Genomic DNA, 26,276 nt, shown 5'->3' on the forward strand with positions numbered 1-26,276 from the left:
TGACACCGCGGGTGGGGATCCCCCTGGTGTCACCGCACCGGCGGCGACGGCGACCGACGCAGACACCAGATCCCAGGGAGACCCCGTGTTCACGCACACCCACGCCCTGCAGTACGAGGCCAAGCCGGACGCTCCGGACCCCGACTTCGCCCGCAAGATGCAGGAGGTGCTCGGCGGCCAGTGGGGCGAGATGACCGTCGCCACCCAGTACCTGCTCCAGGGCTGGAACTGCCGCCTGCCCGGCAAGTACAAGGACCTGCTCCTGGCCATCGGCACCGAGGAGCTCGCGCACGTCGAGATGATCGTGACGATGATCGACCGGCTGCTGGACCACATGCCGCTCAAGCCGGACGCCGCCGACCGCACCAAGGAGGCCGCGGCGGGCTACGGGCAGCACAACCCGCAGCACCCGATCGCCAACGGCGGCGGCGCGTCCTACATGGACAGCATGGGCAACCCCTGGACCGGCGCCTACGTGACCGCCAGCGGCAACCTGATGGCCGACTTCTCCTACAACGCCACCGCCGAGATGCAGGGCCGGCTGCAGGTCGCCCGCCTGTGGAACATGACCGACGACCACGGCGTCAAGGACCTGCTCCGCTTCCTGCTCACCCGCGACCACTACCACCAGCAGCAGTGGCTGGCCGCGATGGAGCAGCTCAAGGAGGACGGCCTCGAGGGGCTGCCGGTGCCCGAGGCCTTCCCGCTGGAGGAGGAGCTGCCGGAGTTCGCCTACACCTTCATCGACGCCTCCGACGGCCCCGAGGCGGCCAACGGCCGCTGGGCCAGCGGCCCGGCCCTCGACGGCACGGACAACGTGTTCCGGGCCGCGCCGATCGCCGCCAACGCCGACGCGCCGATCCTGCCGCCGGGCGACCCGCGCCTGTACGGCACCCCGCAGACCGAGGTCACCGGCCTGCTGCAGAAGGCCAAGGACGCCATCAAGTAGCGCAGCCCGCTCCCTGCACCACCGAAGCGCCGTCGCCGTGCCGGCGCCCTGGTCCGCCGCACCCGGACCGGGACGCCGGCACAGCGGGCGCCCCTCCTCCCTGGGAAAGGACCTCGTCGTGCACCTGACGCCCTCCCCGGCGGTGCGGCACCTGCCCGCCGTCCACCGGGTCCCCGTCGCGGCCGCGCTGCTGGCCGCCGTCTACCTCGCCGCGCTCGCCGTCGCCGTGACCGCGCCCGGCGAGCGCGCCGTCGCCGGGCTGGTCGTGCTCGCCGGCCTGACCGCCCGCCTGCTGGTCCGGCGCCGCCGGTCCACCGCCGCCGCCGTCGCCGCGGCGAGCACCGCCGTCGACACCGTCGCCGTGCCCGAGGTCGCCGCCCCGGCCCCCGCCACCGCGGCCTGAACCGCACGCGAGGCGCGCCCCCAGCAGGGACGCGCCTCGCGCAGTGCTGTTCCGGCCCCGTCCAGAGGCTCGCCCCGAGCTCGCGAGGGGTGAGGAGGACGGGGTCCTCTCAGTGCTGGACGGCCTTCTCCGCGCCGATGCCGGTGAGCGAACGCACCTCCAGCTCGGCGTACTTGTCGGCGTCCGGGCGCTCCTTGGACAGCTTGGTCCCCAGCCAGCCCAGGAGGAACGACAGCGGGATGGACACCAGGCCGGGGTTGTTCAGCGGGAACCAGTGGAAGTCCACGTCCTGGATCAGCGACGTGCTCTTCCCGGTCGCCGGGTTGACCGCCGCCCCGGAGACCACCGGGGAGAACAGGATCAGCACCAGCGAGGAGACCAGCCCGCCGTAGATCGACCACAGCGCGCCCCGGGTGGTGAACCCCTTCCAGAACAGCGTGTAGAGGATCGTCGGCAGGTTCGCCGACGCCGCGATCGCGAAGGCCAGCGCCACCAGGAAGGCGACGTTGAGGCCCGCCTGCAGCGCCAGGATGCCCAGCCCGATGGAGATCGCGCCGATCACCACCGCGGTCAGCCGGGCGACCCGCACCTCGGCGTTCGGCCGGACCTGCCCCTTCTTGATCACCGACGCGTAGACGTCGTGGGCGAAGGACGCCGACGCCGTGATGGTCAGGCCCGCGACCACCGCGAGGATGGTGGCGAACGCGACGCCGGCGATGATGCCCAGCAGCACGGTCCCGCCGAGCTCGAAGGCCAGCAGCGGGGCGGCGGAGTTCACCGCGCCGGGTGCGCCGAGGATCCGCTCCTTGCCGACCAGCGCCCCCGCGCCGTAGCCGATCACCAGGCTGAACAGGTAGAACGCGCCGATCAGCCAGATCGCCCAGACCACCGAGCGACGGGCGTCCTTGGCCGTCGGGACGGTGTAGAAGCGCATCAGCACGTGCGGGAGGCCCGCGGTGCCCAGCACCAGGGCCAGCCCCAGCGAGATGAAGTCGAGCTTGGTCGCGTTGGAGAGGCCGTACTGCGCGCCGGGCTCCGCGACGGCCTGGCCGCCCCGGTCGATCGCGCCGCCGATCAGCGACGACAGGTTGAACCCGTACTTGCCGAGCACCCACACGGTCATCACCAGGGCACCGGCGATCAGCAGCGCGGCTTTGATCATCTGCACGTACGTGGTGCCGCGCATGCCGCCCACGAGCACGTAGAAGATCATCAGCGCGCCGACGATGACGACGACGATCGCCTGGGCCGCCTCCCCGCTGACGCCCAGCAGCAGGGTGACCAGCCCGCCGGCGCCGGCCATCTGCGCGAGCAGGTAGAACAGCGACACCACCAGCGTGGAGAAGGCCGCCGCGGTGCGCACCGGCCCCTGCCGCATCCGGAAGGCCAGCACGTCGGCCATCGTGAACCGGGCGGTGTTGCGCATCAGCTCGGCGACCAGCAGCAGCGCGACCAGCCACGCCACCAGGAAGCCGATCGAGTAGAGGAAACCGTCGTACCCGTAGACGGCGATCGCCCCGGCGATGCCGAGGAAGGACGCCGCCGACAGGTAGTCGCCGGAGATCGCCAGGCCGTTCTGGGTGCCGGAGATGTTGCGCCCGGCCGCGTAGAAGTCGGCGGCGCTCTTGTTGTTCCGGCTCGCGCGGAAGGTGATGACCAGGGTGATCAGCACGAACACGGCGAAGATGGAGATGTTGATCGCCGGTTCGCCGATGGTGCCGGCGTCGGCGGCGCGCACGTCAGGCACGGGTGGTCTCCTCGTTGCCGGGGACGTCCGCGGCCGGCCGGCCGGCGAACTCGTGGGCCTCGAGGCGCTCGCGCATCTCGTCGGCGATCGGGTCGGTGCTGCGGCCGGCGTGCCGCACGTAGAGCTGGGTGATCAGGAACGTCGAGACGAACTGGAGCAGCCCGAAGAGCAGGCCGATGTTGACGTTGCCGAACACTTCGGTCGACATGAAGCCGTGCGCGTACGTGGAGAGCAGGACGTAGAGCAGGTACCAGACGAGGAAGGCGACGGTCATCGGGACGGCGAAGCTGCGGAAGCGGCGGCGCAGTTCCGAGAACTCGGGCGAGTCCTGGGCCTGCCGGTACTCCTCCGGCGAGAGGAGCCGGCGGTCGGGCGGTTGGGTCACGAGAGCACCTCACTGTGCGTGGCCTGAGCGATCCGATCGCGGAACAGGATAGGGTGCTCCAGGTCACAGTGGGGTGAAGATCACAGGAGAGACCACTGGACGGGTGACGCCAGAAGTCCACGTCAGCGCAACGGCGGGGTAACGGCGCACTGCTGCCATGGGGCATGACCACCTGGGGGAACGCCGTGGACTCCGATCTCGACCTCGACCACGCGTGGCACCCGGTCGCCCGCAGCGCCGACCTGGTCGAGGGCGGCTGGGTGCAGGTCCGGCTGCTGGGGCGCACCTGGACGGTCCAGCGCAGCGGCGGGGCGCCCGGGGCCGAGCCGCCGGCGTGGGGCGTCGACGAGCAGCACGGGCTGGTCTGGCTGGCACCCGCGGAGCCGCACGGCCCGCGGCTGGAGGTGCCCGAGGCCCACGACCCGCGGTTCGCGGCCGCCTGGCTGCCGCCGGTGCGCAGCGGTGCCCCGGCCGCGGCGCTCGCCGACGCGCTGCGCACCGGCCCGGCCGAGGAGCCGGGGCGGCGGGTCACCACCGTCGTCCAGGAGCCGTTCCAGCTGCGCCGGCGGGTCGAGGACCCCGTCACCGGGACGGTGCGCACGCTGCACGTCGTCCTCCAGCCCGAGGACGACGACTCGACCAACGTGCACGCCCGGCTGCTGCTGCGCACCGAGGTGCCGCCCACCGCGGACGACGTCGCCGCCGAGGTGGCCGCGGCGCGCGAGCAGCTGGCCGCCACCCTCGCCCTGCCCGCTCCCCCGGCGCCGAACACGGTGGCGCCGCTCGCCGCGCCGGTCCCCGCCTGACCACCCGGCCGGGCGGGCCCGCGACCACCGGGCCATGATCGCTGCGTGTCCGCAGCCGGCCAGTTCGAACGGGGTACCGACGGTCCGCGGGTGATCCTCGCCGGGGTCGACGGGTCACCGACGTCCCTGCGCGCGGCCTCCTACGCCGCCGGGCTGGCCCGCCGCCAGGGCTCCCGGCTGGTGGTCGTGTTCGTGCTCGCGCCCACCCCGGCGATGGTCGGCTGGGTGCCCAACGGCGAACAGGTCGCCGCCGAGGCCGCGGCCGAGGTCGCCGAGGAGATCCGCCGCGAGGTCGCGGTCGGCGCGGACACCCTGGGCATCGCGATCGACTACCGCACGGTGCACGGCGACCCGGTCGGCGAGCTCACCCGGGTCGCCGACGAGGTGCTCGCGGACGCCGTCGTGGTGGGCGCGTCCGAGCAGGCGGGGCACCGGGTGATCGGCTCGGTCGCCGTCCGGCTGGTGAAGGCCGGCCACTGGCCGGTCACCGTCGTGCCGTGACGGCCACCGGGTCGCCGAACGCCGACCCGAGCAGCTCCCGGTGCGCGGTGAGCAGCCGCCACAGCACCGCGGCCAGCACCAGCAGCCCGGCACCGCTGACCACGAAGACCGTCGGCAGGCCGGTCGCGCCGGCCAGCGCCCCGCCCAGCAGCGACCCCACGGGGATCCCGCCCCACACCAGCGTCCGGTAGGCGCCCTGCACCCGGCCGAACAGCTCCTCGGGGACCAGCGCCTGGCGCAGCGACATCGTCAGCACGTTCCACCACATGACGCCGGCCGCGCTGGCCGCGTAGAGGGCGCCCGCGGCGACCGGGTGGTGCACCAGCCCCATCGCCCCGACCGCCACCGCCGAGACCGCCGCGCCGGTGACCAGGGTGGTCCCCCGGCCGATCCGGGCGGCCAGCCGCGCCGCGGTCAGCCCGCCCAGCACCGCGCCGACCCCCGACCCGGCGAGCAGCAGCCCGTACCCGGCCTCGTCGACGCCGAGGGTGTCCAGCGCGAACAGCACCAGGACGCCGGTGACCAGCGACTGCACCAGCGACGTCGCCGCGGAGACCAGGGTGAGCCCGCGCAGCAGCCGGTGCCGCCACAGCCACGCCACCCCGTCGGCGACGTCCCGGCGCAGCGTGGTGCGCGGGGCGTCGGCGGCCCGGGCCGCCCGGTGGCTGCCGGCCAGGGTGAGCACCAGCGCCGCAGCCACCAGGTAGCCACCGGCCGTGGTCAGCAGCGGCGCCGCGACGGCCAGGCTGAACAGCAGCGAGCCGATCGGCGCCCCGATGAACGTCTCGCTCGCGGTCTCCGCCACGGTGAGCAGCCCGTTGCCGCGGTCGAGCTGGTCACGGGCGACGACCAGGGGCAGCACCGCGCGGGCGGCGCTGTCGTAGACCGTCTCGGCCACCCCGATGACGAACGCCACCCCGTAGAGCACGGCCAGCGAGGCCGCTCCGGTGAGCACGGTGACCGCCAGCGCGGCCAGCGCTGCGGCCCGGACCGCGTTCGCCGCCGCCATCGCGCGCTTGCGGTCGACCCGGTCGACGACCGCCCCGGCGGGCAGCGCGAACAGCAGCCAGGGCAGGAACGACAGCGAGCTGAGCGCCGCGACCAGCAGCGGGTCGCGGGTCAGGGTGGCGGCCAGCAGCGGCAGCGCGACCCGGTCGACGCCGTCCGCCAGGTTCGACGAGCCGCTCGCCGCGAGCAGCCGCCAGAACCGGGAACCGAGCGGGGCGGGCACCCCCCGACCCTGCCAGGCGGGTGTCCGGTGCTCCGGGGGCGGGCGCTGGGGGGCGGGCACGGGGGGCGGCACTGCCATGATCGGCGCCGTGCAGACCGCGGAGCCCTTCGTCAGCCTCACCGCCCTGGCCGGGCGGACCTTCGACGCCGTCCTGTTCGACATGGACGGCACGCTCATCGACTCGATGGCCGGCTCGCTGCGCGCGTGGGCCGCGTGGGCCGAGGAGCACGGCGTCGACCCGGCCGCGCTGGCCGAGGTGGGCGGGCGCCCGGCCGCGCAGGTGGTGCCCGCGCTGCTGGCACCGGACCGGGTCGCCGCCGCGATCGACCGGATCGAGCGGATGGAGGTCGAGCTGGCAGCCGACGGCATCGAGGTGCTGCCGGGCACGGTCGACGCGCTGGCGGCGCTGCCCGGGGACCGGGTCGCGATCGTCACCTCCTGCACCCGCCGGCTGCTGGCCGCGCGGCTGGCCGGCTCGGGGCTGCGGCACCCGCGGGAGATCGTCAGCTTCGACGACGTCGCGCGCGGCAAGCCGCACCCCGACCCGTTCCTGCTGGGCGCACAGCGGCTCGGCGTCGACCCGGCCCGCTGCCTGGCCGTCGAGGACGCCCCCGCCGGGCTCGCCTCGGCCCGCGCCGCCGGGTGCACCACGCTCGCCGTCGGCAGCACCCACACCCCCGACGAGCTGGTCGCCGACGCGCACGCGCCCGACCTGTCGCACGTCCGGTTCGCGGTCACCCCGGCCGGGATCACCGTCACCGCGGCCTGACGGCGTCCACCCGGGGTCGGACGCGCCGGTCCCCCCGCGGGACGACGACGCGGCCGCCCGCCGTCCCTACGCTGCTCGCGTGGACAGGACGCCGACGCTCGAGCGCTTCGCGAGCTGGCTGCGCCGCCACCCCCTCCTGGTCGACGCCGGCCTGGCGTTCGTGGTGTGGGCGCTCGCGGCGATCGTCGCGGAGTCCGGCTCCCCGGACGGCGTCCAGTCGCTGGTCGACCTGCTGATCTGCCTGCCGCTGGTCTGGCGCCGCCGGGCACCGGTCCCGGCGGCCGCGGCGATGACCGTGGTCGGGCTGGTCCAGCTGGTGGTGACCAGCGGGCCGCTGGTGTCCGACGTCGCCGTCCTGCTCATGGTCTACGCGCTGGCGGGCTACGCCCCCCGCTGGGCGAGCCGGGCCGGCCTGGCGGTCGGTCTGGTCGGCGCCGGCCTGGCCGCGGTGCAGTTCACGTCGTCGTACTACTCCCCCGCGGACCTGCTCTTCCTCGCCGGCGCGATGGGCGTCGCCGTCGTCGCCTCCTGGGCGCTGGGCGACCTGCGGCGGGCCCGGCTGGTGCAGCTGGCCGGGCTGGAGGAGCGCGCCCGGCTGCTCGAGCTGGAGCGCGACCAGGAGATGCGGCTGGCCGCGACCGCCGAGCGGGCCCGGATCGCCCGCGAGATGCACGACGTCGTCGCCCACTCCCTGTCGGTGGTGATCGCGCAGGCCGACGGCGGCCGGTACGCCGGGCAGACCGACCCGGCGGCCGCCACCACGGCGCTGGACCAGATCTCGGCCACCGGGCGGCAGGCGCTCACCGACATGCGCGCGCTGCTCGGCGTGCTGCGCGACGGCGGCGGGGAGGAGTACGCCCCGCAGCCGGACGTCGCCGCGATCGGGCAGCTGGTCGCGGACGTGCAGGCCAGCGGCCTGGACGTCGACCTGATCGTCGAGGGCAGCCCGCAGCCGATGCCGGCCGGGCCGCAGCTGGCCGCCTACCGGATCGTGCAGGAGTCGCTGACCAACGTGCTCAAGCACGCGGGGCCCGCCAGCCGGGCGTGGGTGCGGCTGGCCTGGCGCGCGGACGCCCTCGAGGTCGCGGTGCTGGACGACGGCCGCGGCGCGTCCGCGGCGATCGCCGAGTCCGACGGCAAGGGGCAGGGGTTGCACGGCATGCGCGAGCGGGCGCAGCTGCACGGCGGGCGGCTCACCGCCGGGCCGCGACACGGCGGCGGTTTCAGCGTCTCCGCCGTCCTGCCCTACCGTGCTGCCCGATGAGTGAGCCGATCCGCGTCGTCCTGGTCGACGACCAGCAGCTGGTGCGCGCCGGGTTCCGGATGGTGATCGACTCCCAGCCCGACCTGACGGTCGTCGGCGAGGCCGGGGACGGCGCGGCCGCCGTCGAGCTGCTGCGGCACACGCGGTCGGACGTCGTGCTGATGGACGTCCGCATGCCCGGCACCGACGGCATCGCCGCGACCGGCCTGGTCACCGCGCTGCCCGACCCGCCGCGGGTGGTCGTGCTGACGACGTTCGACCTCGACGAGTACGTGGTGGCGGCGATCGGGGCGGGGGCCAGCGGGTTCCTGCTCAAGGACGCGCCGCCCGAGGAGATGCTGGACGCCGTCCGCACGGTGCACGCCGGCGACTCGGTCATCGCGGCGAGCTCGACCCGGCGGCTGCTGCAGCACGTGGCGCCGCTGCTGCGCGGCACCGGGGGCGGGGTGAGCGCCGACGACCGGCCGCTCGCCGAGCTGACCGCCCGCGAGCGGGAGGTGCTGGTGCTGATGGCCTACGGGGCGACCAACACCGAGATCGCGCAGCAGCTGTTCGTCAGCGAGGCGACGGTGAAGACCCACGTGGGCCGGGTGCTGGCGAAGACCGGCTCGCGCGACCGGGTGCAGGCCGTCGTCCTGGCCTACCGCACCGGCCTGGTGCAGCCCGCCGACCTCCTCCGCGACGCCCCCGCCTGACCCATCCCCGCTTTCTCGCGAGAAACCGGCCCGGTTCGTCGCGAGAAACCGGCCCGGTTCCTCGCGAGAAAGCGGCCCGGATTCTCGCGAGGGAGCGGGTGGGGTACGACCGGGGGATGACGTCGGGTGGGCCCGTGGGTGCACTGGGCGGCGGCTGAGGACCAGCCCCGGCGGTGACGCGGGGTGACGCCTCCGGCCGGGATCGTGATCACCGTCCTGATCACCGTTCCCGGAGGCCGCAGTGTCCGTCCCCCTCATGACCGTCCCCGGCGAGGCGCCCGCCTCCCACCAGTCCGCCGCCGTCCGCGCGAGCGGGCTGCGCAAGACCTACGGCACGGGGGAGACGGCGGTCGACGCCCTCGCCGGCGTCGACGTGGCGTTCGCCCGGAGCGCGTTCACCGCCATCATGGGGCCCTCGGGCTCCGGCAAGTCCACGCTCATGCACTGCCTGGCGGGCCTCGACACCGCCACCGCCGGCCAGGTGTGGCTCGGCGACACCGAGCTGACCCGGCTGCGCGACGAGCAGCTGACCACGCTGCGCCGGGAGCGGATCGGCTTCGTGTTCCAGTCGTTCAACCTGCTGCCGGTGCTCGACGCCCGGGAGAACATCCTGCTGCCGATGCAGCTGGCCGGGCAGCGTCCCGACTCGAACTGGTTCGACGCGGTCGTCGCCCGGCTGGGCCTGCGCGACCGGCTCCGGCACCGCCCGCACGAGCTCTCCGGCGGCCAGCAGCAGCGGGTTGCCGTCGCCCGGGCGCTGCTCCCCCGCCCCGACGTCGTCTTCGCCGACGAGCCCACCGGCAACCTCGACTCCCGCGCCGGCGCCGAGGTGCTCGACCTGCTGCGCAGCAGCGTTCGGGAGACCGGGCAGACCGTCGTGATGGTCACCCACGACCCGGTGGCCGCCGCCTACGCCGACCGCGTGGTGCTGCTGGCCGACGGCCGGCTCGCCGGCGAGATCGAGCAGCCGACCGCCGACTCGGTGATCGACGCCCTGCACGGCCTGGGGGCCTGAGCCGTGCGTGCGGTCACCCTCGCCAGCCTCCGGGCGCACGCCGCCCGCCTGGTGGCCTCCACCCTGGCCATCGTCATCGCCGTCGGCTTCGTCGTCGGCACCCTGGTGCTCAACCAGACCTCCCGCGACACCCTGCTGCAGTCCGCCGGCGCCCAGTACGTCGACACCGCCGCCGTCGTCACCTCCCGGGACGGCTCGTCGCTCGCCGGGGACGTCGGCACGCTGGCCGCCCAGCCCGGCGTCCGCGCCGTCGAGCCGAGCTGGGAGACCTCGGTGCAGGCCGTCGTCCCCGGTTCCACCGGCGCCCGCTACCTGACCGTCGACTCGGTCGCCACCGACCCGGCCCTCCGCTGGCAGCAGCTCTCCGCCGGCCGGCTCCCCACCGCGCCCGGCGAGGTCGCGGTCAGCGAGCGGGCCAAGGCCGCCGTCGGCGACCGGCTCGAGGTGCGCAGCTACGACACCACCACCGGGGAGGAGACGACGTCCGCCGCGACCGTGGTCGGCGTCGTCGACCTCCGGGGCGACCCGACCGCCGGCCTCTACGGGCAGGCGTTCGTCACCGCCGAGCAGGCGCAGCAGTGGGGCGCCACCGACCCGACCGAGCTGCGCATCGCCGCCACGCCGGGCGCGGACGACGAGGCCGTCGCCGACGCCGTGCGCGACGCGCTGACCGGCCAGTCGGTCACCGTGCGCACCGGCACCGGGCAGGCGGAGCAGGAGGCGGCCGACCTCAGCGGCGACACCCTGGCGCTGACCTCCGTGCTGCTGGTGTTCGCCACCGTCGCGGTGCTGGTCGCCGGGCTGGTCATCGCCAACACGTTCGCCGTCCTGCTGGCCCAGCGCACCCGCGACCTGGCGCTGCTGCGCTGCGTCGGCGCCACCAGCAGGCAGGTGCGCCGCAGCGTGCTCGGCGAGGCCGCGCTCACCGGGCTGGCCGCCTCGGTGGTCGGCGTGGCCGCGGGCATCGGGCTGGCCGCCGGCGTCTCCGCGCTGGTCGGCAGCGACTCCCCCATCCCGCTGGCCGGGGTGTCGGTGCCGCTGTACGCGGTGGTCGTGGGCGTCGCCGTCGGCACGCTGACCACGCTGGTCGCCGCGCTGGCCCCCACCCGGGCCGCGACCCGGGTGGCCCCGCTGGCCGCGCTGCGCCCGCTGGACCCGGCGCCGCTGCGGTCCCGCGGCGGGGTGCTGCGGCTGGTCGCCGGCCTGCTGCTGGCCGTCGGCGGGGCGGCGCTGATGGGGCTGGGCGTCGTGCTCGGCGGCGAGGACGGCGTCCTCGCCGCGCTGGCCGGCGGCACGCTCAGCTTCCTCGGCGTCGTGCTGCTGTGCCAGCGGGCGGTGCCGCCGGTGGTCGCCGCGGCCGGGCGGCTGCTCGGCGGGCTCGCCGGGGTGCCCGGCCGGCTCGCTGCGGGCAACGCCACCCGCAACCCGCGGCGGACGGCGGCGACCGCCACCGCGCTGCTCATCGGCGTCACCCTGACCACGGCGATGGTGGTCGGCGCCTCGTCGACCCGGGAGACCGCCGCGGCCGGGCTGGACGCCGAGTACCCGACGGACGTCGTCGTCGACAGCGGGGGGACCGACCCGCTGCCGGCCGCGCTGCCCGGCCGGCTGGCCGCGCTGGACGGCGTGACGCGGGGCACCGCGCTGACCGGGGCCACGCTCACCGGCCCGGACGGCGAGGAGGCGTTCGTCGAGGGCATCGACCCGGCGGCGGCCGCCCAGGTCATGCGGTCGACGACGAAGCTGAGCCCGCCGGCGCTGGACACCGTGCTGCTGCCCGAGTGGCAGGCGCAGAGCTGGGGCGTCGCCGCCGGCGACCCGGTGACCCTGACCGCCGGCGACCGCAGCCGCACGCTCACCGCCGCGATCGGCGACACCGAGGTGCCGCTGCTGGCCGCCGCGGACCTGGCCGGGCTCTCCCCCGGCGCGCCGGTGAGCGCGGTGTGGCTGCGGCTGTCGGCGTCCGCCGACCAGGAGGAGGTCGTCGACCGGGTCACCGACCTGGCCGGCACCGACGCGCCGCTCGCCCGGGTCACCGGGCTGGCCAGCGAGCGCGCCGCCCTCGACGAGGTGGTCGACGTGCTGCTGCTGGTCGTCACCGGGCTGCTCGGCATCGCGGTGGTGATCGCGCTGATCGGGGTGGGCAACACGCTGGCCCTGTCGGTGGTGGAGCGCCGCCAGGAGAGCGGGCTGCTGCGGGCGCTGGGGCTCACCCGGGGTCAGCTGCGGGCGCTGCTCGCCTGGGAGTCGGTGCTGGTCGCCGGGGTGGCCGCGGTGCTCGGGGTCGCGCTGGGGACGGCGTACGGCCTGGTCGGCGCGGCGTCCGTGCTGGGCGACGTCGGCGAGATCGTGCTGTCGGTGCCGTGGCTGCAGGTGCTGCTGATCGTCGCCGTCGCCACGGTGGCCGGGCTGCTGGCCTCGGTGCTGCCGGCCCGCCGCGCGGCCCGGACCCCGCCGGTCGCCGCCATCGCCGGCTGACGCAGACATCTCCCATGGCGGAGACCCGACGAATCGCCTGTCGCGAAGAAGGGACCGAGTAGCCGGGACGCTGGTGCTCTGCTGCCCAACTGGCAGCAGAGCACTAGCGTCGGAAGGGAACGCATCTCGGACCGACATCCATTGTTGGGAGCTGCCGCGTGAGCACCTCCGAGACAGCCTCGTTGGCCATAGCCTTGCTGGCGTTGGCCGTTTCGCTGTGGACGAGCCGGCGCTCAGTCCGAGCGACGCAGGCGTCCCAGCAACTCACAGTCGTCAAGGACCTCTTGGTCCGCCGTCACCAGACGGACTTCGAGGAGGCACTCGCCACACTGCGCGCTGCCGCCTTCACCAGCGACAACGACCCGAGGTCGGGCTACGACGGGTTGCGGCCCACTGACCGACAACGGGCCTACCTCGTCACGAACTACTACGACCTCCTGGGCAAATTGGTAGCGCATCAAATCGTCGACGAGGACCTCGTTCTAGGCGCCTACGGGCACTCCGTCCACTGGGCATGGACGGCATTGAGGCCGTTCGTGTACGCCCAACGAGCCAAAAATCGAACAGAGTTCAACGTGTACTTCGAGCATCTGGCGCAGCGAGCGCGACTGCGCCCGGCAGCGGAGATCCACGCGGATCTGAAGCTGCTGCGCGACCCGACGATCTCCGCGGCCGCTGAGTCGGTCGACGGCTGAGGTACGCCCCAGCCCGGAGTCGAGCTCCAACTGAACGATCCACGGGGGCAGGGTCACTGGGCTTCTCCCGAGTACACACTGCACCTCCTGGGCACCGCCGGGCGACGTCGGGGATGCTGGAGGGCGTGCCGAGCCTCCGCCGCAGCCTCACCCGCACCGCCGCCGTCGCCGCCACCGCCGCCCTCGCGGGCGGGGTCGGCTGGGTCGTCCGCGCCTCCTGGGGCCTGCCCACCGCGCTGGGCGCCAGCCAGCGGCAGCTGCGCCCCACCGTCGCCGGCTCCGCCCAGTTCGCCGACGGCAAGTTCCACAACTCCCTGCCCACGCCCGCCCTCTCCCCGGCCAACGCCCGCGACGGGCTGCTCCGCCAGTGGCACGAGGACCGGCACCGCGGCCGCCCCGGCGGGCCGATCCCGCTGACCACCCCGGAGCTGCCGGCCGAGGCCGCCGAGCTCGCGGTCACCTGGTTCGGGCACTCCAGCGCGCTGCTGGAGGTCGACGGCCAGCGGGTGCTCGTCGACCCGGTGTGGGGCGAGCGGGTGTCGCCGTCCCCGCTGATCGGGCCCACCCGGCTGCACGAGCCCCCGGTGCCGGTGGAGAGCCTGCCGCCGGTCGACGCGGTGCTGATCAGCCACGACCACTACGACCACCTGGACCTGCCCACCGTTCGGGCGCTGCTGCACGGGCAGTCCGCGCCGTTCGTCGTCCCGGTCGGGATCGGCGTCCACCTGCGCGGCTGGGGTGTGCCCGAGGACCGCATCGTCGAGCTGGACTGGGACCAGGAGACGACGGTCGGCGGGCTGACCCTCACCTGCACCGAGGCGCGGCACTTCTCCGGCCGCTTCTTCGCCCGCGACACCACGCTGTGGTCGTCGTGGGTGGTCAGCGGCCCGCGGCACCGGGTGTTCTTCGGCGGCGACACCGGCTACACGCCGGCGTTCGCCGGCATCGGCGCCCGGCTGGGCCCCTTCGACCTCACCCTCCAGCCGATCGGCGCCTACAACGACGCCTGGCACGCGATCCACATGGACCCGGAGGAGGCGGTCCGGGCCCACGGCGACCTGGGCGGGCAGGTGCTCGTGCCCATCCACTGGGCCACGTTCAACCTGGCGTTCCACCGCTGGGCCGAGCCGGTGCAGCGGCTGGTCGCCGCGGCCCGGGAGCGCGGCGTGCAGGTCGTCGTCCCGCGGCCGGGTGAGCGGGTCGACGTGCTGGCCCCGCCGCCGCTGGAGGACTGGTGGACCGCCGTCGGCTCCTACGACGACGCCCCCGCCGCGCCGCGCCGCACGTTCGGCGCCCGCCGCGGCACCGTCCAGCGCACCTGAGGTGGAGTGGATCCGTCGCGCTCACGCCGACGGATCCACTCAGCCTCAGCGCAGCAGCTTGGACATCCGGCGGTCGGCCAGCGGTTTGCCGCCGGTCTGGCAGGTCGGGCAGTACTGCAGCGACGTGTCGGCGAACGACACCTCGCGCACCGTGTCGCCGCACACCGGGCAGGGCAGCCCGGTGCGGGCGTGCACCTGCAGCCCGGCCCGCTTCTCGCCCTTCATCGTCGCGGCCCGCTGCCCGAGCTGGCGCTCCAGCGCCCCGGTCAGCGTGGTCCGCACCGCGTCGTAGAGACGGACCAGCTCGTCGTCGGTGAGCTTGTCGGCCATCTTGAACGGCGACAGCTTCGCCGCGTGCAGGATCTCGTCGGAGTAGGCGTTGCCGATCCCGGCGAGCACCGTCTGGTCGGTCAGCGTGCCCTTGAGCTGACCGCGCCGGCCGGCCAGCACCGCGGTGAACTGCTCCGGGTCGACCGCCAGCGCGTCCGGTCCCAGCCGGGCGATGCCCGGCACCTCGGACGTCGACCGCACGACGTACACCGCCAGCCCCTTGCGGGTGCCCTGCTCGGTGAGGTCGAAGCCGTTCGCCTCCCCATCCCGACCCGACCCACCCGCGAGGTGCAGCCGCAGCGCAAGCGGCCCCTTCCCCGGCTTCGGCGGCGCCGTGGGCAGCCCCTCCCGCCAGTGCAGCCAGCCGGCCCGGGCCAGGTGGACGACGAGGTGCAGCCCCGACACGTCGAGGTCGAGGAACTTGCCGACCCGCCCGGCGCCGGTGACCTCGAGCCCGGCGAGCGAGGACAGCGGTGGGTCGAAGGTCTTGATCGCCTGGACGGCGGCCAGGTCGACGCGCGTCACGATCCGGCCGACGGCGTTCTCGCGCAGGAACGCCGCCAGGGCCTCCACCTCGGGCAACTCGGGCACCGGACCATGATCCACCCCGGAGGCGGGTCGCGCCGCCCGCTCAGCCGCGCAGCTGCGGCGGGGTGGGGTCCAGCGGCCCGCCGGACCGGGCCGCGGCGGCCAGCGCGCTCGCCCAGCGGGCCAGCCCGGCGCCGTCCACCCCGTGCCGGCCGGCGGCGTCCCCGGCGGTCGACAGCGACCGGACGCCGCGGTCCAGCAGCGTGCCGGCGCCGGCCCGGTTGCCGCGGGCGGCGTGGGTCAGCCCGACGGCCAGCTGGGCCAGTCCCCGCCACAGGTCGCGCTCGTCGTCCGGGCCGGTCTTCCAGGCGTCCTCGAGCACCTCGTGCGCGTGGAACGGCCGCCCGGCGTCCAGCAGCTGCTGCGCCTCGGCCAGCGTCGCCGCCGGCGTCCGGACCACCCCCTCGGGAGCCCGGGGCTCGCCCACCGCGCCGTGCGGCAGCGGGCGGCCGAGCGCGTCCCGCGGCCGGGCGTTGCGCGCCCGGCCGGTGGCGTCCCGGTCGCGGTCAGGCACCCGGCGCCGCGTGCCCGTCCGGGCGCAGGACGGTGGTCAGCCGCACCCGGACGCCGTCCGCGCCCGGGCTGATGTCGACGTGGTCGCACAGCTGCCGTGCCAGCCACAGGCCCATGCCACCCAGCGACAGGTCGTCGCCGTGCGCGGGGCCGTAGCCGATGAACGGGTCGTCCAGCCCGGCGCCGCGGTCGGTGACGGTGCACACCAGCCGGCCGTGGCCGGCCCAGAGCCGCAGGTCCACCGGTGGCCGGCCGTGCCGGAGCGCGTTGGTGGTCATCTCGTCGACGGCGAGCAGGAAGTCCTCCAGCGCCGGCTCGGAGCCCGCCGGCAGGGGCGCCTCGGCCGCCTGCTCCGCCAGCTCACGGCGGAGTCCGCGCAGGTCGCGGACCGAGTCGGCGCGCAGCAGCGGCGCGGTCTCCTCCAGCGGCTCGGGCGGTACCGGCAGCGAGGTGAGGTAGGTGGCCGGGTCGACGTACGCCGGGTTCGGCGTGTCGTCGCCGTCGGCCAGCAGCTGCGGGTGGGTGGCGGTGGCGGCCTCCACGAGCGGCCCGGGCACCCGGCGGCGGTCGGTGAGGCAGAGCACCTCCAACGGTGACCCGGCCACGGCGTGGTCGAGCACGGCGTCGTAGCGCTGCCACTCCCGCCAGCTGTCGGGGTCGTGCGAGCCCAGCGGCTCGAGGACCACCCGGACGACGGGGCTGCCGTCGGACCGGTGCCGCTCGGCGAGCCGGCGCACCGCGGTGATGGCCGCCGCCGGCCCGTTGCCGTAGACGTCGGCCCAGTCGGCCCACGCCACCGCCGGCTCGCCGGCCAGCGCGGCCCGCAGCAGCGCCGCGGTGGGCTCGGTGACCGCGACGACCACCGGCTGGCCGGCCTTCAGCCCGGCCGCGGCGAAGGCGGTGGCGCCGGCGACCAGGGCGTCGTCGGTGGCACCGATGAGCACCCGGTGCCCGGACCCGGCGGCCGCGTCCATGTGCTCGAAGTCCCCGTCCTGCCGCCCGGTGCCACCGTGCTGGTGGCGCTGTCCTGGCAGCCTCCTACCCCGCTGGTGGGCAACCTAGGCGTGCGACCTGCGGCACCGCCGCCGGCCGGTGCTCGCTAGCGTCCCCGCACGTGACCGCCGCCCTGCCGCACGACGACCTCGCCGACCGCTGGCGCGCCGCCCGCCCCGCCCGCGCGGCGCTGCACCTGGACTCCGCGGCGTGCGGCCGGTCGAGCACCCGGGTGCTGGAGGCCGTGGCGCAGCACGCCCGGCACGAGGCCGAGCTCGGCGTCGCCGCCGAGGCCGCGGCCGAGCCGCTGCTGCAGCAGGGCCGCTCGGTGCTCGCCGGGCTGGTCGGCATGGCCGCGGCCGACCTGGCCTTCACCGAGAGCGCCTCCGCGTCGGTGCGCACCCTGGTCGACCGGTGGCGGCTGCCGGCCGGCACCCGGATCGGCCTGCTGCCCGGGGAGTACTGGCACAACGCCGCGGTGTTCGCCGACCGCGGCCTGGTGCCCGCGCCGCTGCCGGCCGACCCGCTGGGCCGGGCCGACCTGGACGGCGTCGAGCGGCTGCTGCGCGACGACCCGCCGGCGCTGGTGCACGTGACCCTGGTGGGCAGCCACCGCGGCGTGCTGCAGCCGGGCAGGGAGCTCGCCGCGCTGTGCCGGGCGGCCGGCGTCCCGCTGGTGCTCGACGTCGCGCAGGCCCTCGGCCACGTCGACTGCGACCTGGGCGCCGACGTCGCGTACGCCCCGGCCCGCAAGTGGCTGACCGGCCCGCGCGGGGTCGGCGTGCTGGTGATGCGCCCGTCGGTGACCGCGCAGCTCACCCCCGTCGTGCCGCCGTCGGCGTACGACGACCGCGGCGCCGGGGTCGACCACGCCCGCTGGTACGAGTCGCACGACGCCCACCTGGCCGGCCGGGTCGGGTTCACGCTGGCCGCCGGCGAGCACCTCGCGGCCGGGCCGGACCGGGTGCGCGAACGGCTGGCGGCCCTGGGCCGGGCCACCCGCGAGCGGCTGGACGGCCGCGGCGGCTGGTCGGCGGTCGAGCCGCTGGGCGAGCCGACCGCGATCACCACGCTGCGCCCGCCGGACGGCGCCGACGTCCCGGCGACCGCCGCCCGGCTGCGCACCGAGCACGGGGTGGTGGTGACCGCGGTGGGCCGGGAGCGGGCACCGCACGAACTGGCCGGGCCGGTGCTGCGGATCTCCCCGCACCTCGACGCGACCCTCGACGACCTCGACGCGCTGGCCCGGGCGCTCGCCTCCTGAAGGAAGTTGAAAGTCCGCGCATCCGGCTGAGCGGGTCCAGCGGAAGAGGGGGTGTCAGTTCCCCTTCCGGAAGGACCGCACCATGCGCGCGACCCGCTCCCTCGCCCTCGCCGGCACCGCCGGTGCCCTGGCCCTCGTCTTCGTGCCGGGCACCGCGAACGCCGCGGACACCGCCAGCGTCTCCGTGCTCCACGGGGTCCCCGGCGTGACCGTCGACGTGTACGCCAACGGCGAGGAACTGCTGTCGGACTTCAAGCCCGGCACGCTCACCGACCCGGTCTCGCTGCCGGCCGGCAGCTACGACCTGGCCATCTACCCGGCCGGCTCGGACCCGAAGTCGACCCAGCCCGCGGCGAAGGCCGACGACGTGCAGGTGCCCGCGGGCGCCAACGCCACCGTGGTCGCGCACCTGAACGAGGGCGGCACGCCGGTCCTGACGCCGTTCGTCAACGACACCTCCCCGGTCCCGGCCGGGCAGGCCCGGGTCACCGTGCGGCACGTGGCCGCCGCCCCGGCCGTCGACGTGCGGGCCGGTGGCCAGGTCGTCGCTCCCGGGCTGACCAACCCCAAGGAGGCCACGCTGACCGTGCCCGCCGGCACTGTCAGCGCGGACGTCGTCCTCGCCGGCACCTCCACCGTGGCGATCGGCCCGGCCGACCTCACGCTGGCCGAGGGCACGTCGACCGCCGTCTACGCGTGGGGCAGCCAGCAGGCCGGCTACCAGCTCGCCGTCCAGCAGCTCGGTGACGCGCACTCCTCGCCGTCCGGCGTGAACGCCGGCTCCGCCGGCCTGGCCGCCGAGGACGGCGGTCTCCCGGTGGGCGTGCTGGCCGTCTCCGCGGCCGGCATCGCCGGTGCGACCCTCGCCGGCCGCCGGCTGGTCTCGGCCCGCCGCTGACCGGCTGACCGGGGAGGAGGACGTCGTGCGGCGTGCGGTGATCGGCCTGGCGGCCGGTCTGGCGGTGGCGGCCGGGGCACCGGCGGCCTGGGCGGTGACCCGGCCCGAGCCCGCGGCCGGGGTGCCCGTGGCGGCGGCGCTGGCCGCCGCACCCGGCACCACGCCGGCCGGCACCGCGCCGGCCACCGCCCCGCCGGCCCCGCCGCAGGCCGCCGACGCCCTCCCCCCGGTGACCGTCCGGGACGCCGCACCACCCCGGGTCGCCGCCGCCCCGCCCGCGCCGCAGCTGGTGGCGGTGGGCGGGGCGACCGCGCCGGTCGACCCGGTCGGGGTCACCCGGGCCGGGCTGATGGAACTGCCCGGCGACGTCGACCGGGTGGGCTGGTACCGGTACGGCCCGGTGCCCGGCCGGCCGGGCTCCGCGGTGATCGCCGGCCACGTGGACGACGTCCGGCAGGGGCTGGGCGCGCTCGGCCGGCTGCGCACCGTCGAGCCGGGGGACCCGGTCGAGGTCACCGACGCGGCGGGGACCGTCACCCGGTGGACGGTGGTCAGCCGCGAGCTGCTGGACAAGCAGGCCCTACCGGTCGACGCGCTGTTCGCGCGGACCGGCGACCCCCGGCTGGTGCTGGTCACCTGCGGCGGGCCGTTCGACGCCGACCGCGGCAGCTACCGCGACAACGTGGTGGTCGTGGCGGTGCCCGCGTGACCGTGATCGCCGGTGTGGGCCAACCACCGGCCGCGCTCTACGGTCAGCGGGTGCGTGCCGTCCCCCCGCCCGAGACCCCGGAGCCCGCCGACGACGTCGGCCCGCGGTTCCGGGACGGCGACGAGCAGGCGCTGGCCGAGGCGTACGAGCGCTGGGGCGGGCTGGTGCACGGGATGGCGGTCCGCGCGTTCGGACCGGGGCCGGACGCCGAGGACGTCACCCAGCAGACCTTCATCTCCGCGTGGACCGGCCGCGCCGGCTACCGGCCGGAGGCCGGCCCGCTGCCGGCCTGGCTGGTGGGCGTGGCCCGGCACCGGATCGCCGACGTCTGGGCGCGCCGCGAGCGGCAGCGCCGGGCCGCCGAGGCGGCCGCCACCGCCGAGCGCGCCCGCCCCGCGCAGCAGCCGGACGACGAGCTCTCGCAGACGGTCGCCGACCGGGTGCTGCTGCTCCGCGAGCTGGACCGCATCGGTCAGCCGCAACGGGGCATCATCGAGCTGGCGTTCTTCGCGGACCTCACGCACGCGCAGATCGCCGACCGGACCGGGATCCCCCTGGGCACGGTGAAGAGCCACATCAGGCGCACCCTGGAGCGCCTGCGGACGCGGTTGGAGGTGGACGGTGCAGCACTGCAGCCCTGAGCAGCTGGCGCTGGCCGCCCTCCGCGAACCGCTCCCCCCGGACGACACCGTGCACCTCGGGGCCTGCGCGGAGTGCCAGCGGGAGGTGGCGTCGCTGCGGCGCGGCGTCGACGCCCTCGCCGTCCCGGAGTTCGCCGTCCCCGGCGCCGCCGTCGCCCCGCCGCCGCGGGTGTGGGACGCGATCGCCGCCGCCACCGGCGTGACCGCCACCCCGGCCGGTCACCCGGTCGGGGTGGCCCAGCCGGTCGAGCCGCCGCCGGCGCCGGTGGTGCCGATGCAGCGTGCCCGCCCGTCCCGCCGGTGGCTCGCGGTCGCCGCCGCGGTCGTCGTCGGCGGGGTCGTCGGCGCCGGCGCGGTGGCGCTGAGCCGCGACGGCGGCTCCCCGGCGCGCACGGGCACCGTGGTGGCCTCCGCCGGGCTCGACCCCCTGGACGACGAGGACGCCTCCGGCAAGGCCGCCGTGCACGACCACGACGGCCGTCGCTCGCTGCAGGTCGACCTGCGCGCGCCGCGGCTGGACGACGGCTACTACGAGGTCTGGCTGCTGCAGCCCGACGCCGTCCGGATGGTGCCGGTCGGCGTCGTCCGCTCCGGTGACACCGTGCTGCCGCTGCCCGACGACATCGACCTGGCCGCCTACCCGGTGGTCGACGTCTCGATCGAGCCGATGGACGGCGACCCGACGCACTCCGGGGTCAGCGTGGCCCGCGGGTCGCTCAGCCGCTGACACGCAGCAGGGGCCGGCCCACCGCGAACGGTGGACCGGCCCCTGCCCCGTGCCGTGCTCAGACGGTGAACTGGGCGACCCGGCTCTCCAGGTCCGCCGCGCGGGCGGCGAGCTGGTCGGCGATGGTCCGCGACTCGTCGATGCGGCTCGCGCTGGTCTCGCTGGCACCGGCGACGGCCTCCGCGCCGCTCGCGATGTCCCGGCTGCCCTGCGCGGCCACGCCGATGTTCCGGTCGATCTCGGCCGCCGAGGCGGTCTGCTCCTCGACCGCGGCGGCGATGGTGGCCTGCAGCTCGTTGATCTGACCGACGGTGTCGCCGATCCGGGCGATCGCCTGCACCGCCTGGCCGGAGTCGGCCTGGATCGCCTGGATGCGCAGCGCGACGTCCTCGGTGGCCTTCGCGGTCTCCTGCGCCAGCTCCTTGACCTCGGTGGCGACGACGGCGAAGCCCTTGCCGAGCTCGCCGGCGCGGGCCGCCTCGATGGTGGCGTTGAGCGCCAGCAGGTTGGTCTGCTCGGCGATGCCGGTGATGACCTTGATGACGTTGCCGATCTCGGCCGAGGAGTTGCCCAGCTGGTTGAGCGTGTCGTTGGTGCTGGCGACGATCCGGACGGCGTCGTCGGCGACCGCGGCGGCCTGCTGCGCGGAGCGGGAGATGTCGCGGATCGAGGCGGTCATCTCCTCGGCGCCGGTGGCCAGCTGGGCGACGTTGCCGGAGACGGTGGCGGCGGTGCCGGACACGGTCTGGGCGTGCTGGACGCCGCTGCGCGAGGCGTCGACGACCGAGGCGGTCGACCGGGTCAGGTCCCCGACCAGCGAGGTCATGGCGCCGGCGGAGCCGACGACGTCGGCGACCATGCCGCGGATCCGCCCGACGCCCTGGTCCAGCGCGTTGCTGAGCTGGCCGAACTCGTCCTCGCCCCGGCTGTCCAGGGTGTGGGTCAGGTCGCCCTGGGCGAGCGCCTCGACCGCGGCGCGGACCGGGGAGATGCCGCGCCGGATGTCCCGGGCGATGAGGATGCCCAGGCCGAGCGCGAGCAGCACGCCCACCAGGAGCAGCAGGAGGGTGACCAGCCGCGCGGTGGCGAAGCTGTCGCCGATGACCCCCCGGCTGTGCACCTCGTCGGCGACCAGGGTGTCCTTGAGCGCGTTGATGTCCTGCTCGAGCTTCAGGTAGGAGGCCGTCGCGCTCTCGTTCTTGGCGTTCGCGTCGGGGGTGCCGGCGGCGGCCGCGGCCTGGTACGCCGCGTCCTTGGTGACCATGCCCTCCCAGCCGGCCTTGATGGCGTCCACGGTGGACCGCAGGTTGCTGGGGATGTGCTCGGCCAGGGCCGCCAGGTCGGCGTCCGTCGCCTTCTTCGAGTCCGCCTTGAGCGCGGTCTGCTGCTGCAGCGCCTGCACCTGACCGGTGATCCCGCTGAGGCCGGCGACCAGGCCGTGCACCGCGTACGCCTGGAAGTCGTCGGTCAGCCCCTGCAGGTCGGCCAGCGGCTTCACGTCGCGCGCGGAGGACTCCTCCACCTGCGCGTGGATCGACGACATCTGACCCACGTTGATCAGCCCGAGGGCGACCACCACGGCGGCCACGCCGAGGAAGGCGGCGATGAGCTTGGTGCGCACACTGCGGCGCAGGAACGACGGGACCACCGGGCGGCTCCAAGATAACGGAAACGTTCAGACCAGAACGTGTTCGGCAGGGGGGCGGCCGGAGTTGAGCCGACGGCCGTGCGCCTCTCGCCACGGTGGTTCCGGCGGATTCGGCGGGGTAGGGCGTCGGCACCTGATCCGACGAAGTCCGGGAGGACCCATGACCCAGCCCGACGACGACCTGAAGGCCCGCGCCAAGCAGCACGTCGAACAGCTGCCGGCCGAGACGGCCCTGGGCAACGCCGACCCGGCAGGCGGGGTCGACGACGACCCGAAGATCCTCGACGAGGCGGCGCGCGAGGAGGGCGAGCAGCAGAGCTGACGTCCGCCGGCGGCGCCCGATGGGGCGCCGCCGGCAACACCCCTTGTCGTCTGACATGTTGCGATATATCGTGACTGCATCAACGACACAGGAGGTGTGGCATGGAGCCCACGAACCCGTGGTCGCGACAGCGTCGCCACCACCATTCCCACGACCGTTTCCGCGACCTTGCGCCCGGCGAGGCGCGGCGGCACCACCCGCACGAGCACCCCGGCGGCTGGGCCGGCGGCCGCCGGCACCACCCGCACGGCGGCGGCCCCGGTTTCCCGGAGGGTGGACCGGGCTTCCCCGGCGGCCCCGGGTTCCCCGGCTTCCCTGGCGGCGGGCCCTGGGGGCGACGCGGAGGTGGTCGCCACGGCGGCCGAGGCGGCGCCGGCCGGGCCGGGCGCGGCGACGTCCGCGCTGCCCTGCTGACCCTGCTCGCCGACGAGCCGATGCACGGGTACCAGCTGATGCAGGCGGTGGCCGAGCGCACCGGCGGTGCCTGGCGGCTCAGCCCGGGCGCGGTCTACCCGACCATCGCCCAGCTCGAGGACGAGGGCCTCGTCGAGGTGACCGCCCAGGGCGGCCGGAAGCTGGTCACGCTGACCGACGCCGGACGCGACCACCTGGCCGGCCTCGGCACGGCTGACCCCTTCGCCGCCTTCACCGACGGCGGCGACCGGGCCGACCTGCGGGGGCCGATCGAGGAGCTGATGGGCGCCGCCCGCCAGCTGGTCCGCTCCGGTGACCCGGAGCAGCTCGCCGCGGCCACCCAGGTGCTGACCGACGCCCGACGGGCGTTGTACCTGATCCTGGCCGGCGAGCGACCCGCCGCGGACACCGACCCGACCGACTGACCCCGCGCGGGGTCTTGCACTCCCGAGCCCGGCGGTTCTATGGTTCGTTACATGAGTAACGAACCAGTGAGCCGCCGGGCTCTCTGCGTCCGCGGGCAGTCGTGAACGACGACGGCGGCCCGATCTTCCGGCAGATCGCGGCGCAGCTCGAGAACGCGATCGTCGACGGCTCCCTCGCCGAGGAGAGCCAGGCGCCCTCGTCCAACGAGCTGGCCGCCTTCCACCGGATCAACCCCGCGACCGCGGCCAAGGGCCTGAACCAGCTGGTCACCGACGGGGTCCTCTACAAGAGACGAGGAGTCGGGATGTTCGTGGCCACCGGCGCCCGGGAGCAGCTGCTGAAGCGGCGCCGCTCCGAGTTCGCCGACCAGTACGTCGTACCGCTGCTCACGGAGGCCGAGAAGCTCGGCATCTCCGCCGACGAGCTGCGGGCCATGCTCCAGGAGAGGTCGACCCGGCGATGAGCGCAGCGCGCACCGACCACGTGACCCTGCGGTTCGCCGAGCACACGGCCGTCGACGACGTCACGACCGGGATCGCGGAGGGCTCCATCACCGGCCTGCTGGGCCGCAACGGGGCCGGCAAGACCACCCTGATGCAGCTGCTCACCGGCCACCGGGTGCCGACCTCGGGCTCGGTCCGGGTGTTCGGCGAGCGCCCGTTCGAGAACGAGGGCGTGCTCCGCCGGGTCTGCTTCGTGAAGGAGAGCCAGCGCTACCCCGACCAGTTCCGCGTCCGGGACGCCGTCGACTCCGCCGCCCGGCTGTTCCCCCGCTGGGACGCCGACCTCGCGCGCGAGCTGCTGGCCGACTTCGACCTCCCGCTCCGCCGGTCGGTCAAGAAGCTGTCCCGGGGCATGACCTCGGCGGTCGGCATCGTCATCGGACTGGCTTCCCGCGCGGAGCTCACCTTCTTCGACGAGCCGTACCTCGGACTGGACGCGGTCGCCCGGCAGCTCTTCTACGACCGGCTGCTGGCCGACTACGCCGAGCACCCGCGCACCGTCGTCCTCTCGACGCACCTGATCGAGGAGGTCGGCGACCTGCTCGAGCACGTGCTGCTGCTCGACCACGGCCGGCTCGTGCTCGACGAGGACGCCGACAGCCTGCGGGAGAGCGCCCTCACCGTGTCCGGCAGCGCCGGCGCGGTCGAGGCCTTCGGTCGCGGCCGCGAGGTGCTCCGGTCGGAGCGGCTCGGCGGTCAGGCGCGGGCCGTCGTCCGGGTGGCCGGCCCGTCGGACGCCGCGGTCGCCGGGACCCACGGGCTCCTCGCGGAGCCCACCCCGCTGCAGCAGCTCGTGGTGGCGCTGAGCCACCAGCCCGCCGCGCCCCCGCTCACCGCACCGGCCCGACTGACCGAGGTGTCCTGATGAACCGCACGCTCGCCACCGCACGCCTGCACCTGGTGAACCCGGCCCTCTCGCTGGGCATCCCGTGGTTCGTCGCGGGCTCGTCGTTCGTCATCAACCTGCTGGTCTGGGGGCTCACCGCCGCCGGCGAACAGCCGGGTGGCGGCTCCACGGGCGGGCTGGCCGCCCTCTACATCACCGTGCTGATCGTGTTCGCGCAGTCGATCACCCAACTGCTGCCCTTCGCCATGGGCCTGAGCGTCACCCGGCGGACGTTCTACCTCGGGACCGCCGTGTTCGCCGTCGTCCAGTCGCTGCTCTACGGCGTCGTGCTGACCGTGCTCGACGCGATCGAGAACGCCACCGGCGGCTGGGGCCTGCGGCTGCACTTCTGGGCTCCCGGCCGGATGGACGTCGCCAACCCGGTGCTGCAGTTCCTCGTGTTCGCCGGCCCGATGCTCGCCTGCTGCTTCCTGGGCCTGGCCTTCGGCGTCGTGCTCAAGCGCTGGGGGCAGGTCGGCCTCTGGACGACGTTCGTCGGGCTCGCGTTCCTGCTCGGCGGCGCCCTGGCCCTGATCGGCTACCAGGGCGCGTGGACCTCGGTCTTCGACTGGTTCCGGGACACCCCGATGCTCGTGCTCGCCTTCGCCGTCCCGCTCGCGGTGGCCGCGGTGACCGGTGTCCTCGGCTGGGCGGGGGCCCGACGCGTCGTCCCCTGAGGCCTCCCCGCCAACGGCCGGTCCACCCTACGGGGCGGGCCGGCCGTTCTCGTGCTCCGGGTCGGAGCACCCACCGGGCGGCGTACCGTTCCGTCACACCGCAATCAGGCCCGCCCGGTCCCAATCCGGACTCGGGGGTGGGTATGCGAAACGGGGGCCGGAGCATGATGCTCCGACCCCCGTTTCGAATGATTGTCCGGCGGCGTCCTACTCTCCCACCCCGTCCCCAGGGCAGTACCATCGGCGCTGAAAGGCTTAGCTTCCGGGTTCGGAATGTGACCGGGCGTTTCCCTTTCGCCATGACCGCCGTAACACTGTGAACTTATCGGCACCACCCACACCCGCCGGCCGCCCCCTCATCGTGTGAGGGGGTTCCCGGGGTGGGGGTGGTGGTTTCCGTACGTTCAGAACCACACAGTGGACGCGAGACACCGAAGTTGGTTGCCAGTTGCTGGCACACACAAGTGGGTGTGTAGT

Annotated in this window: 28 protein-coding genes and 1 rRNA gene; 21 read left to right on the forward strand and 8 right to left on the reverse strand. The window is 75.3% G+C overall.

Annotation, left to right across the window (positions count from 1 at the left end; all coding sequences use genetic code 11):
• The first annotated feature begins 85 nt into the window (after positions 1–85).
• A complete protein-coding gene (locus AB0J00_RS14375) occupies positions 86–949 on the forward strand; it encodes a manganese catalase family protein (protein ID WP_357745534.1) in 864 nt (287 codons plus the stop codon).
• A gap of 118 nt (positions 950–1,067) precedes the next feature.
• Positions 1,068–1,352, forward strand: a complete 285-nt coding sequence (locus AB0J00_RS14380) for a hypothetical protein (RefSeq protein ID WP_357745537.1) — start codon at positions 1,068–1,070, stop codon at positions 1,350–1,352.
• A 109-nt stretch (positions 1,353–1,461) separates the two neighbouring features.
• On the opposite strand, the gene AB0J00_RS14385 is transcribed toward AB0J00_RS14380, so the two are convergent.
• Both AB0J00_RS14385 and AB0J00_RS14390 read right to left on the reverse strand, forming a co-directional pair.
• Complete coding sequence (locus AB0J00_RS14385) at positions 1,462–3,099, reverse strand: cation acetate symporter (protein ID WP_357745540.1); 1,638 nt, start codon at positions 3,097–3,099, stop codon at positions 1,462–1,464.
• Positions 3,092–3,484 (reverse strand): DUF485 domain-containing protein, encoded by a 393-nt coding sequence (locus AB0J00_RS14390; RefSeq protein ID WP_357745543.1) that lies wholly within the window; start codon positions 3,482–3,484, stop codon positions 3,092–3,094. The genes AB0J00_RS14385 and AB0J00_RS14390 overlap by 8 nt, the downstream gene beginning before the upstream one ends.
• A 164-nt stretch (positions 3,485–3,648) precedes the next feature.
• On the opposite strand from AB0J00_RS14390, the gene AB0J00_RS14395 reads away from it, so the two are divergent.
• Together AB0J00_RS14395 and AB0J00_RS14400 are read left to right on the forward strand one after the other, a co-directional pair.
• Positions 3,649–4,290 carry a hypothetical protein gene (locus AB0J00_RS14395; RefSeq protein WP_357745545.1) on the forward strand — a complete coding sequence of 214 codons (642 nt, stop codon included), beginning with the start codon at positions 3,649–3,651 and terminating at the stop codon, positions 4,288–4,290.
• A 45-nt stretch (positions 4,291–4,335) separates the two neighbouring features.
• Positions 4,336–4,791 carry a universal stress protein gene (locus AB0J00_RS14400; RefSeq protein WP_357745548.1) on the forward strand — a complete coding sequence of 152 codons (456 nt, stop codon included), beginning with the start codon at positions 4,336–4,338 and terminating at the stop codon, positions 4,789–4,791.
• Here the strand turns inward: AB0J00_RS14400 and AB0J00_RS14405 are convergent.
• Positions 4,775–6,022 (reverse strand): MFS transporter, encoded by a 1,248-nt coding sequence (locus tag AB0J00_RS14405; RefSeq protein ID WP_357745551.1) that lies wholly within the window; start codon positions 6,020–6,022, stop codon positions 4,775–4,777. The genes AB0J00_RS14400 and AB0J00_RS14405 overlap by 17 nt on opposite strands.
• A gap of 88 nt (positions 6,023–6,110) precedes the next feature.
• Between AB0J00_RS14405 and AB0J00_RS14410 the strand changes: the two genes are divergently transcribed.
• The 7 genes from AB0J00_RS14410 (at position 6,111) to AB0J00_RS14440 (ending at position 14,260) form a co-directional block, all read left to right on the forward strand.
• Entirely contained in the window at positions 6,111–6,791 is a 681-nt protein-coding gene (locus tag AB0J00_RS14410) for an HAD-IA family hydrolase (protein ID WP_357745553.1), read from the forward strand.
• 79 nt (positions 6,792–6,870) lie between these two features.
• On the forward strand, positions 6,871–8,055 hold the full coding sequence (locus AB0J00_RS14415) for a sensor histidine kinase (RefSeq protein ID WP_357745556.1): 1,185 nt from the start codon (positions 6,871–6,873) through the stop codon (positions 8,053–8,055).
• Positions 8,052–8,750, forward strand: a complete 699-nt coding sequence (locus AB0J00_RS14420; RefSeq protein WP_357745559.1) for a response regulator transcription factor — start codon at positions 8,052–8,054, stop codon at positions 8,748–8,750. Before AB0J00_RS14415 ends, AB0J00_RS14420 begins: the two co-directional genes overlap by 4 nt.
• 241 nt (positions 8,751–8,991) lie before the next feature.
• A complete protein-coding gene (locus AB0J00_RS14425) occupies positions 8,992–9,765 on the forward strand; it encodes an ABC transporter ATP-binding protein (protein WP_357745562.1) in 774 nt (257 codons plus the stop codon).
• Between the two features lie 3 nt (positions 9,766–9,768).
• Entirely contained in the window at positions 9,769–12,243 is a 2,475-nt protein-coding gene (locus AB0J00_RS14430) for an FtsX-like permease family protein (protein ID WP_357745564.1), read from the forward strand.
• A gap of 158 nt (positions 12,244–12,401) precedes the next feature.
• Positions 12,402–12,938 carry a hypothetical protein gene (locus AB0J00_RS14435; protein ID WP_357745567.1) on the forward strand — a complete coding sequence of 179 codons (537 nt, stop codon included), beginning with the start codon at positions 12,402–12,404 and terminating at the stop codon, positions 12,936–12,938.
• A 125-nt stretch (positions 12,939–13,063) separates the two neighbouring features.
• Positions 13,064–14,260 carry an MBL fold metallo-hydrolase gene (locus AB0J00_RS14440; RefSeq protein WP_357745569.1) on the forward strand — a complete coding sequence of 399 codons (1,197 nt, stop codon included), beginning with the start codon at positions 13,064–13,066 and terminating at the stop codon, positions 14,258–14,260.
• A 45-nt stretch (positions 14,261–14,305) separates the two neighbouring features.
• On the opposite strand, the gene AB0J00_RS14445 is transcribed toward AB0J00_RS14440, so the two are convergent.
• The 3 genes from AB0J00_RS14445 to AB0J00_RS14455 are packed head-to-tail and all read right to left on the reverse strand — an operon-like array spanning position 14,306 to position 16,665.
• On the reverse strand, positions 14,306–15,181 hold the full coding sequence (locus AB0J00_RS14445; protein ID WP_357745571.1) for a DNA-formamidopyrimidine glycosylase family protein: 876 nt from the start codon (positions 15,179–15,181) through the stop codon (positions 14,306–14,308).
• 40 nt (positions 15,182–15,221) lie between these two features.
• Complete coding sequence (locus AB0J00_RS14450) at positions 15,222–15,692, reverse strand: DUF309 domain-containing protein (protein ID WP_357745574.1); 471 nt, start codon at positions 15,690–15,692, stop codon at positions 15,222–15,224.
• The gene (locus tag AB0J00_RS14455; RefSeq protein ID WP_357745577.1) at positions 15,685–16,665 is read right to left on the reverse strand and encodes an anti-sigma factor RsbA family regulatory protein; all 981 of its coding nucleotides are present in this window, start codon (positions 16,663–16,665) and stop codon (positions 15,685–15,687) included. The genes AB0J00_RS14450 and AB0J00_RS14455 overlap by 8 nt, the downstream gene beginning before the upstream one ends.
• 140 nt (positions 16,666–16,805) lie before the next feature.
• Here AB0J00_RS14455 and egtE point away from each other — a divergent pair, with 140 nt between their 5' ends.
• The 5 genes from egtE (at position 16,806) to AB0J00_RS14480 (ending at position 20,923) form a co-directional block, all read left to right on the forward strand.
• Positions 16,806–17,948 (forward strand): ergothioneine biosynthesis PLP-dependent enzyme EgtE, encoded by a 1,143-nt coding sequence (egtE, locus tag AB0J00_RS14460; protein ID WP_357745579.1) that lies wholly within the window; start codon positions 16,806–16,808, stop codon positions 17,946–17,948.
• A gap of 82 nt (positions 17,949–18,030) precedes the next feature.
• On the forward strand, positions 18,031–18,846 hold the full coding sequence (locus AB0J00_RS14465) for a DUF4397 domain-containing protein (RefSeq protein ID WP_357745581.1): 816 nt from the start codon (positions 18,031–18,033) through the stop codon (positions 18,844–18,846).
• 25 nt (positions 18,847–18,871) lie between these two features.
• On the forward strand, positions 18,872–19,555 hold the full coding sequence (locus tag AB0J00_RS14470) for a class F sortase (RefSeq protein WP_357745583.1): 684 nt from the start codon (positions 18,872–18,874) through the stop codon (positions 19,553–19,555).
• A gap of 50 nt (positions 19,556–19,605) precedes the next feature.
• A complete protein-coding gene (locus AB0J00_RS14475) occupies positions 19,606–20,196 on the forward strand; it encodes a sigma-70 family RNA polymerase sigma factor (protein WP_357745586.1) in 591 nt (196 codons plus the stop codon).
• The gene (locus AB0J00_RS14480) at positions 20,177–20,923 is read left to right on the forward strand and encodes an anti-sigma factor (RefSeq protein WP_357745588.1); all 747 of its coding nucleotides are present in this window, start codon (positions 20,177–20,179) and stop codon (positions 20,921–20,923) included. Before AB0J00_RS14475 ends, AB0J00_RS14480 begins: the two co-directional genes overlap by 20 nt.
• Before the next feature lie 58 nt (positions 20,924–20,981).
• Here AB0J00_RS14480 and AB0J00_RS14485 read toward each other — a convergent pair whose 3' ends face one another.
• Positions 20,982–22,571, reverse strand: a complete 1,590-nt coding sequence (locus AB0J00_RS14485) for a methyl-accepting chemotaxis protein (RefSeq protein WP_357745590.1) — start codon at positions 22,569–22,571, stop codon at positions 20,982–20,984.
• A 160-nt stretch (positions 22,572–22,731) separates the two neighbouring features.
• Here AB0J00_RS14485 and AB0J00_RS14490 point away from each other — a divergent pair, with 160 nt between their 5' ends.
• The 5 genes from AB0J00_RS14490 to AB0J00_RS14510 all read left to right on the forward strand — a co-directional run bounded on the left by AB0J00_RS14490 (position 22,732) and on the right by AB0J00_RS14510 (position 25,799).
• On the forward strand, positions 22,732–22,893 hold the full coding sequence (locus AB0J00_RS14490; protein ID WP_357745593.1) for a hypothetical protein: 162 nt from the start codon (positions 22,732–22,734) through the stop codon (positions 22,891–22,893).
• Positions 22,894–22,994: 101 nt separating this feature from the next.
• Positions 22,995–23,732: a PadR family transcriptional regulator gene (locus tag AB0J00_RS14495; protein WP_357745596.1), complete on the forward strand. Its 738-nt coding sequence runs from the start codon at positions 22,995–22,997 to the stop codon at positions 23,730–23,732.
• A gap of 101 nt (positions 23,733–23,833) precedes the next feature.
• Positions 23,834–24,196 (forward strand): GntR family transcriptional regulator, encoded by a 363-nt coding sequence (locus AB0J00_RS14500; protein ID WP_357745598.1) that lies wholly within the window; start codon positions 23,834–23,836, stop codon positions 24,194–24,196.
• Positions 24,193–25,101: an ABC transporter ATP-binding protein gene (locus tag AB0J00_RS14505; protein WP_357745601.1), complete on the forward strand. Its 909-nt coding sequence runs from the start codon at positions 24,193–24,195 to the stop codon at positions 25,099–25,101. Before AB0J00_RS14500 ends, AB0J00_RS14505 begins: the two co-directional genes overlap by 4 nt.
• Positions 25,101–25,799 (forward strand): hypothetical protein, encoded by a 699-nt coding sequence (locus tag AB0J00_RS14510; protein WP_357745604.1) that lies wholly within the window; start codon positions 25,101–25,103, stop codon positions 25,797–25,799. Before AB0J00_RS14505 ends, AB0J00_RS14510 begins: the two co-directional genes overlap by 1 nt.
• 194 nt (positions 25,800–25,993) lie before the next feature.
• Here the strand turns inward: AB0J00_RS14510 and rrf are convergent.
• Positions 25,994–26,110: ribosomal RNA gene (gene rrf, locus AB0J00_RS14515) — 5S ribosomal RNA — on the reverse strand.
• Between the last annotated feature and the right edge of the window lie 166 nt (positions 26,111–26,276).

Source organism: Modestobacter sp. NPDC049651 (assembly GCF_040659695.1).
Classification (GTDB): domain Bacteria; phylum Actinomycetota; class Actinomycetes; order Mycobacteriales; family Geodermatophilaceae; genus Modestobacter.

Bases quoted from the DNA above. Each gene is read 5' to 3' on its own strand.
- AB0J00_RS14395 (WP_357745545.1), top strand. From the start codon at position 3,649: ATGACCACCTGGGGGAACGCCGTGGACTCCGATCTCGACCTCGACCAC.
- AB0J00_RS14420 (WP_357745559.1), top strand. From the start codon at position 8,052: ATGAGTGAGCCGATCCGCGTCGTCCTGGTCGACGACCAGCAGCTGGTG.
- AB0J00_RS14455 (WP_357745577.1), bottom strand. From the start codon at position 16,665: ATGGACGCGGCCGCCGGGTCCGGGCACCGGGTGCTCATCGGTGCCACC.
- AB0J00_RS14465 (WP_357745581.1), top strand. From the start codon at position 18,031: ATGCGCGCGACCCGCTCCCTCGCCCTCGCCGGCACCGCCGGTGCCCTG.
- AB0J00_RS14490 (WP_357745593.1), top strand. From the start codon at position 22,732: ATGACCCAGCCCGACGACGACCTGAAGGCCCGCGCCAAGCAGCACGTC.
- AB0J00_RS14495 (WP_357745596.1), top strand. From the start codon at position 22,995: ATGGAGCCCACGAACCCGTGGTCGCGACAGCGTCGCCACCACCATTCC.
- AB0J00_RS14505 (WP_357745601.1), top strand. From the start codon at position 24,193: ATGAGCGCAGCGCGCACCGACCACGTGACCCTGCGGTTCGCCGAGCAC.
- AB0J00_RS14510 (WP_357745604.1), top strand. From the start codon at position 25,101: ATGAACCGCACGCTCGCCACCGCACGCCTGCACCTGGTGAACCCGGCC.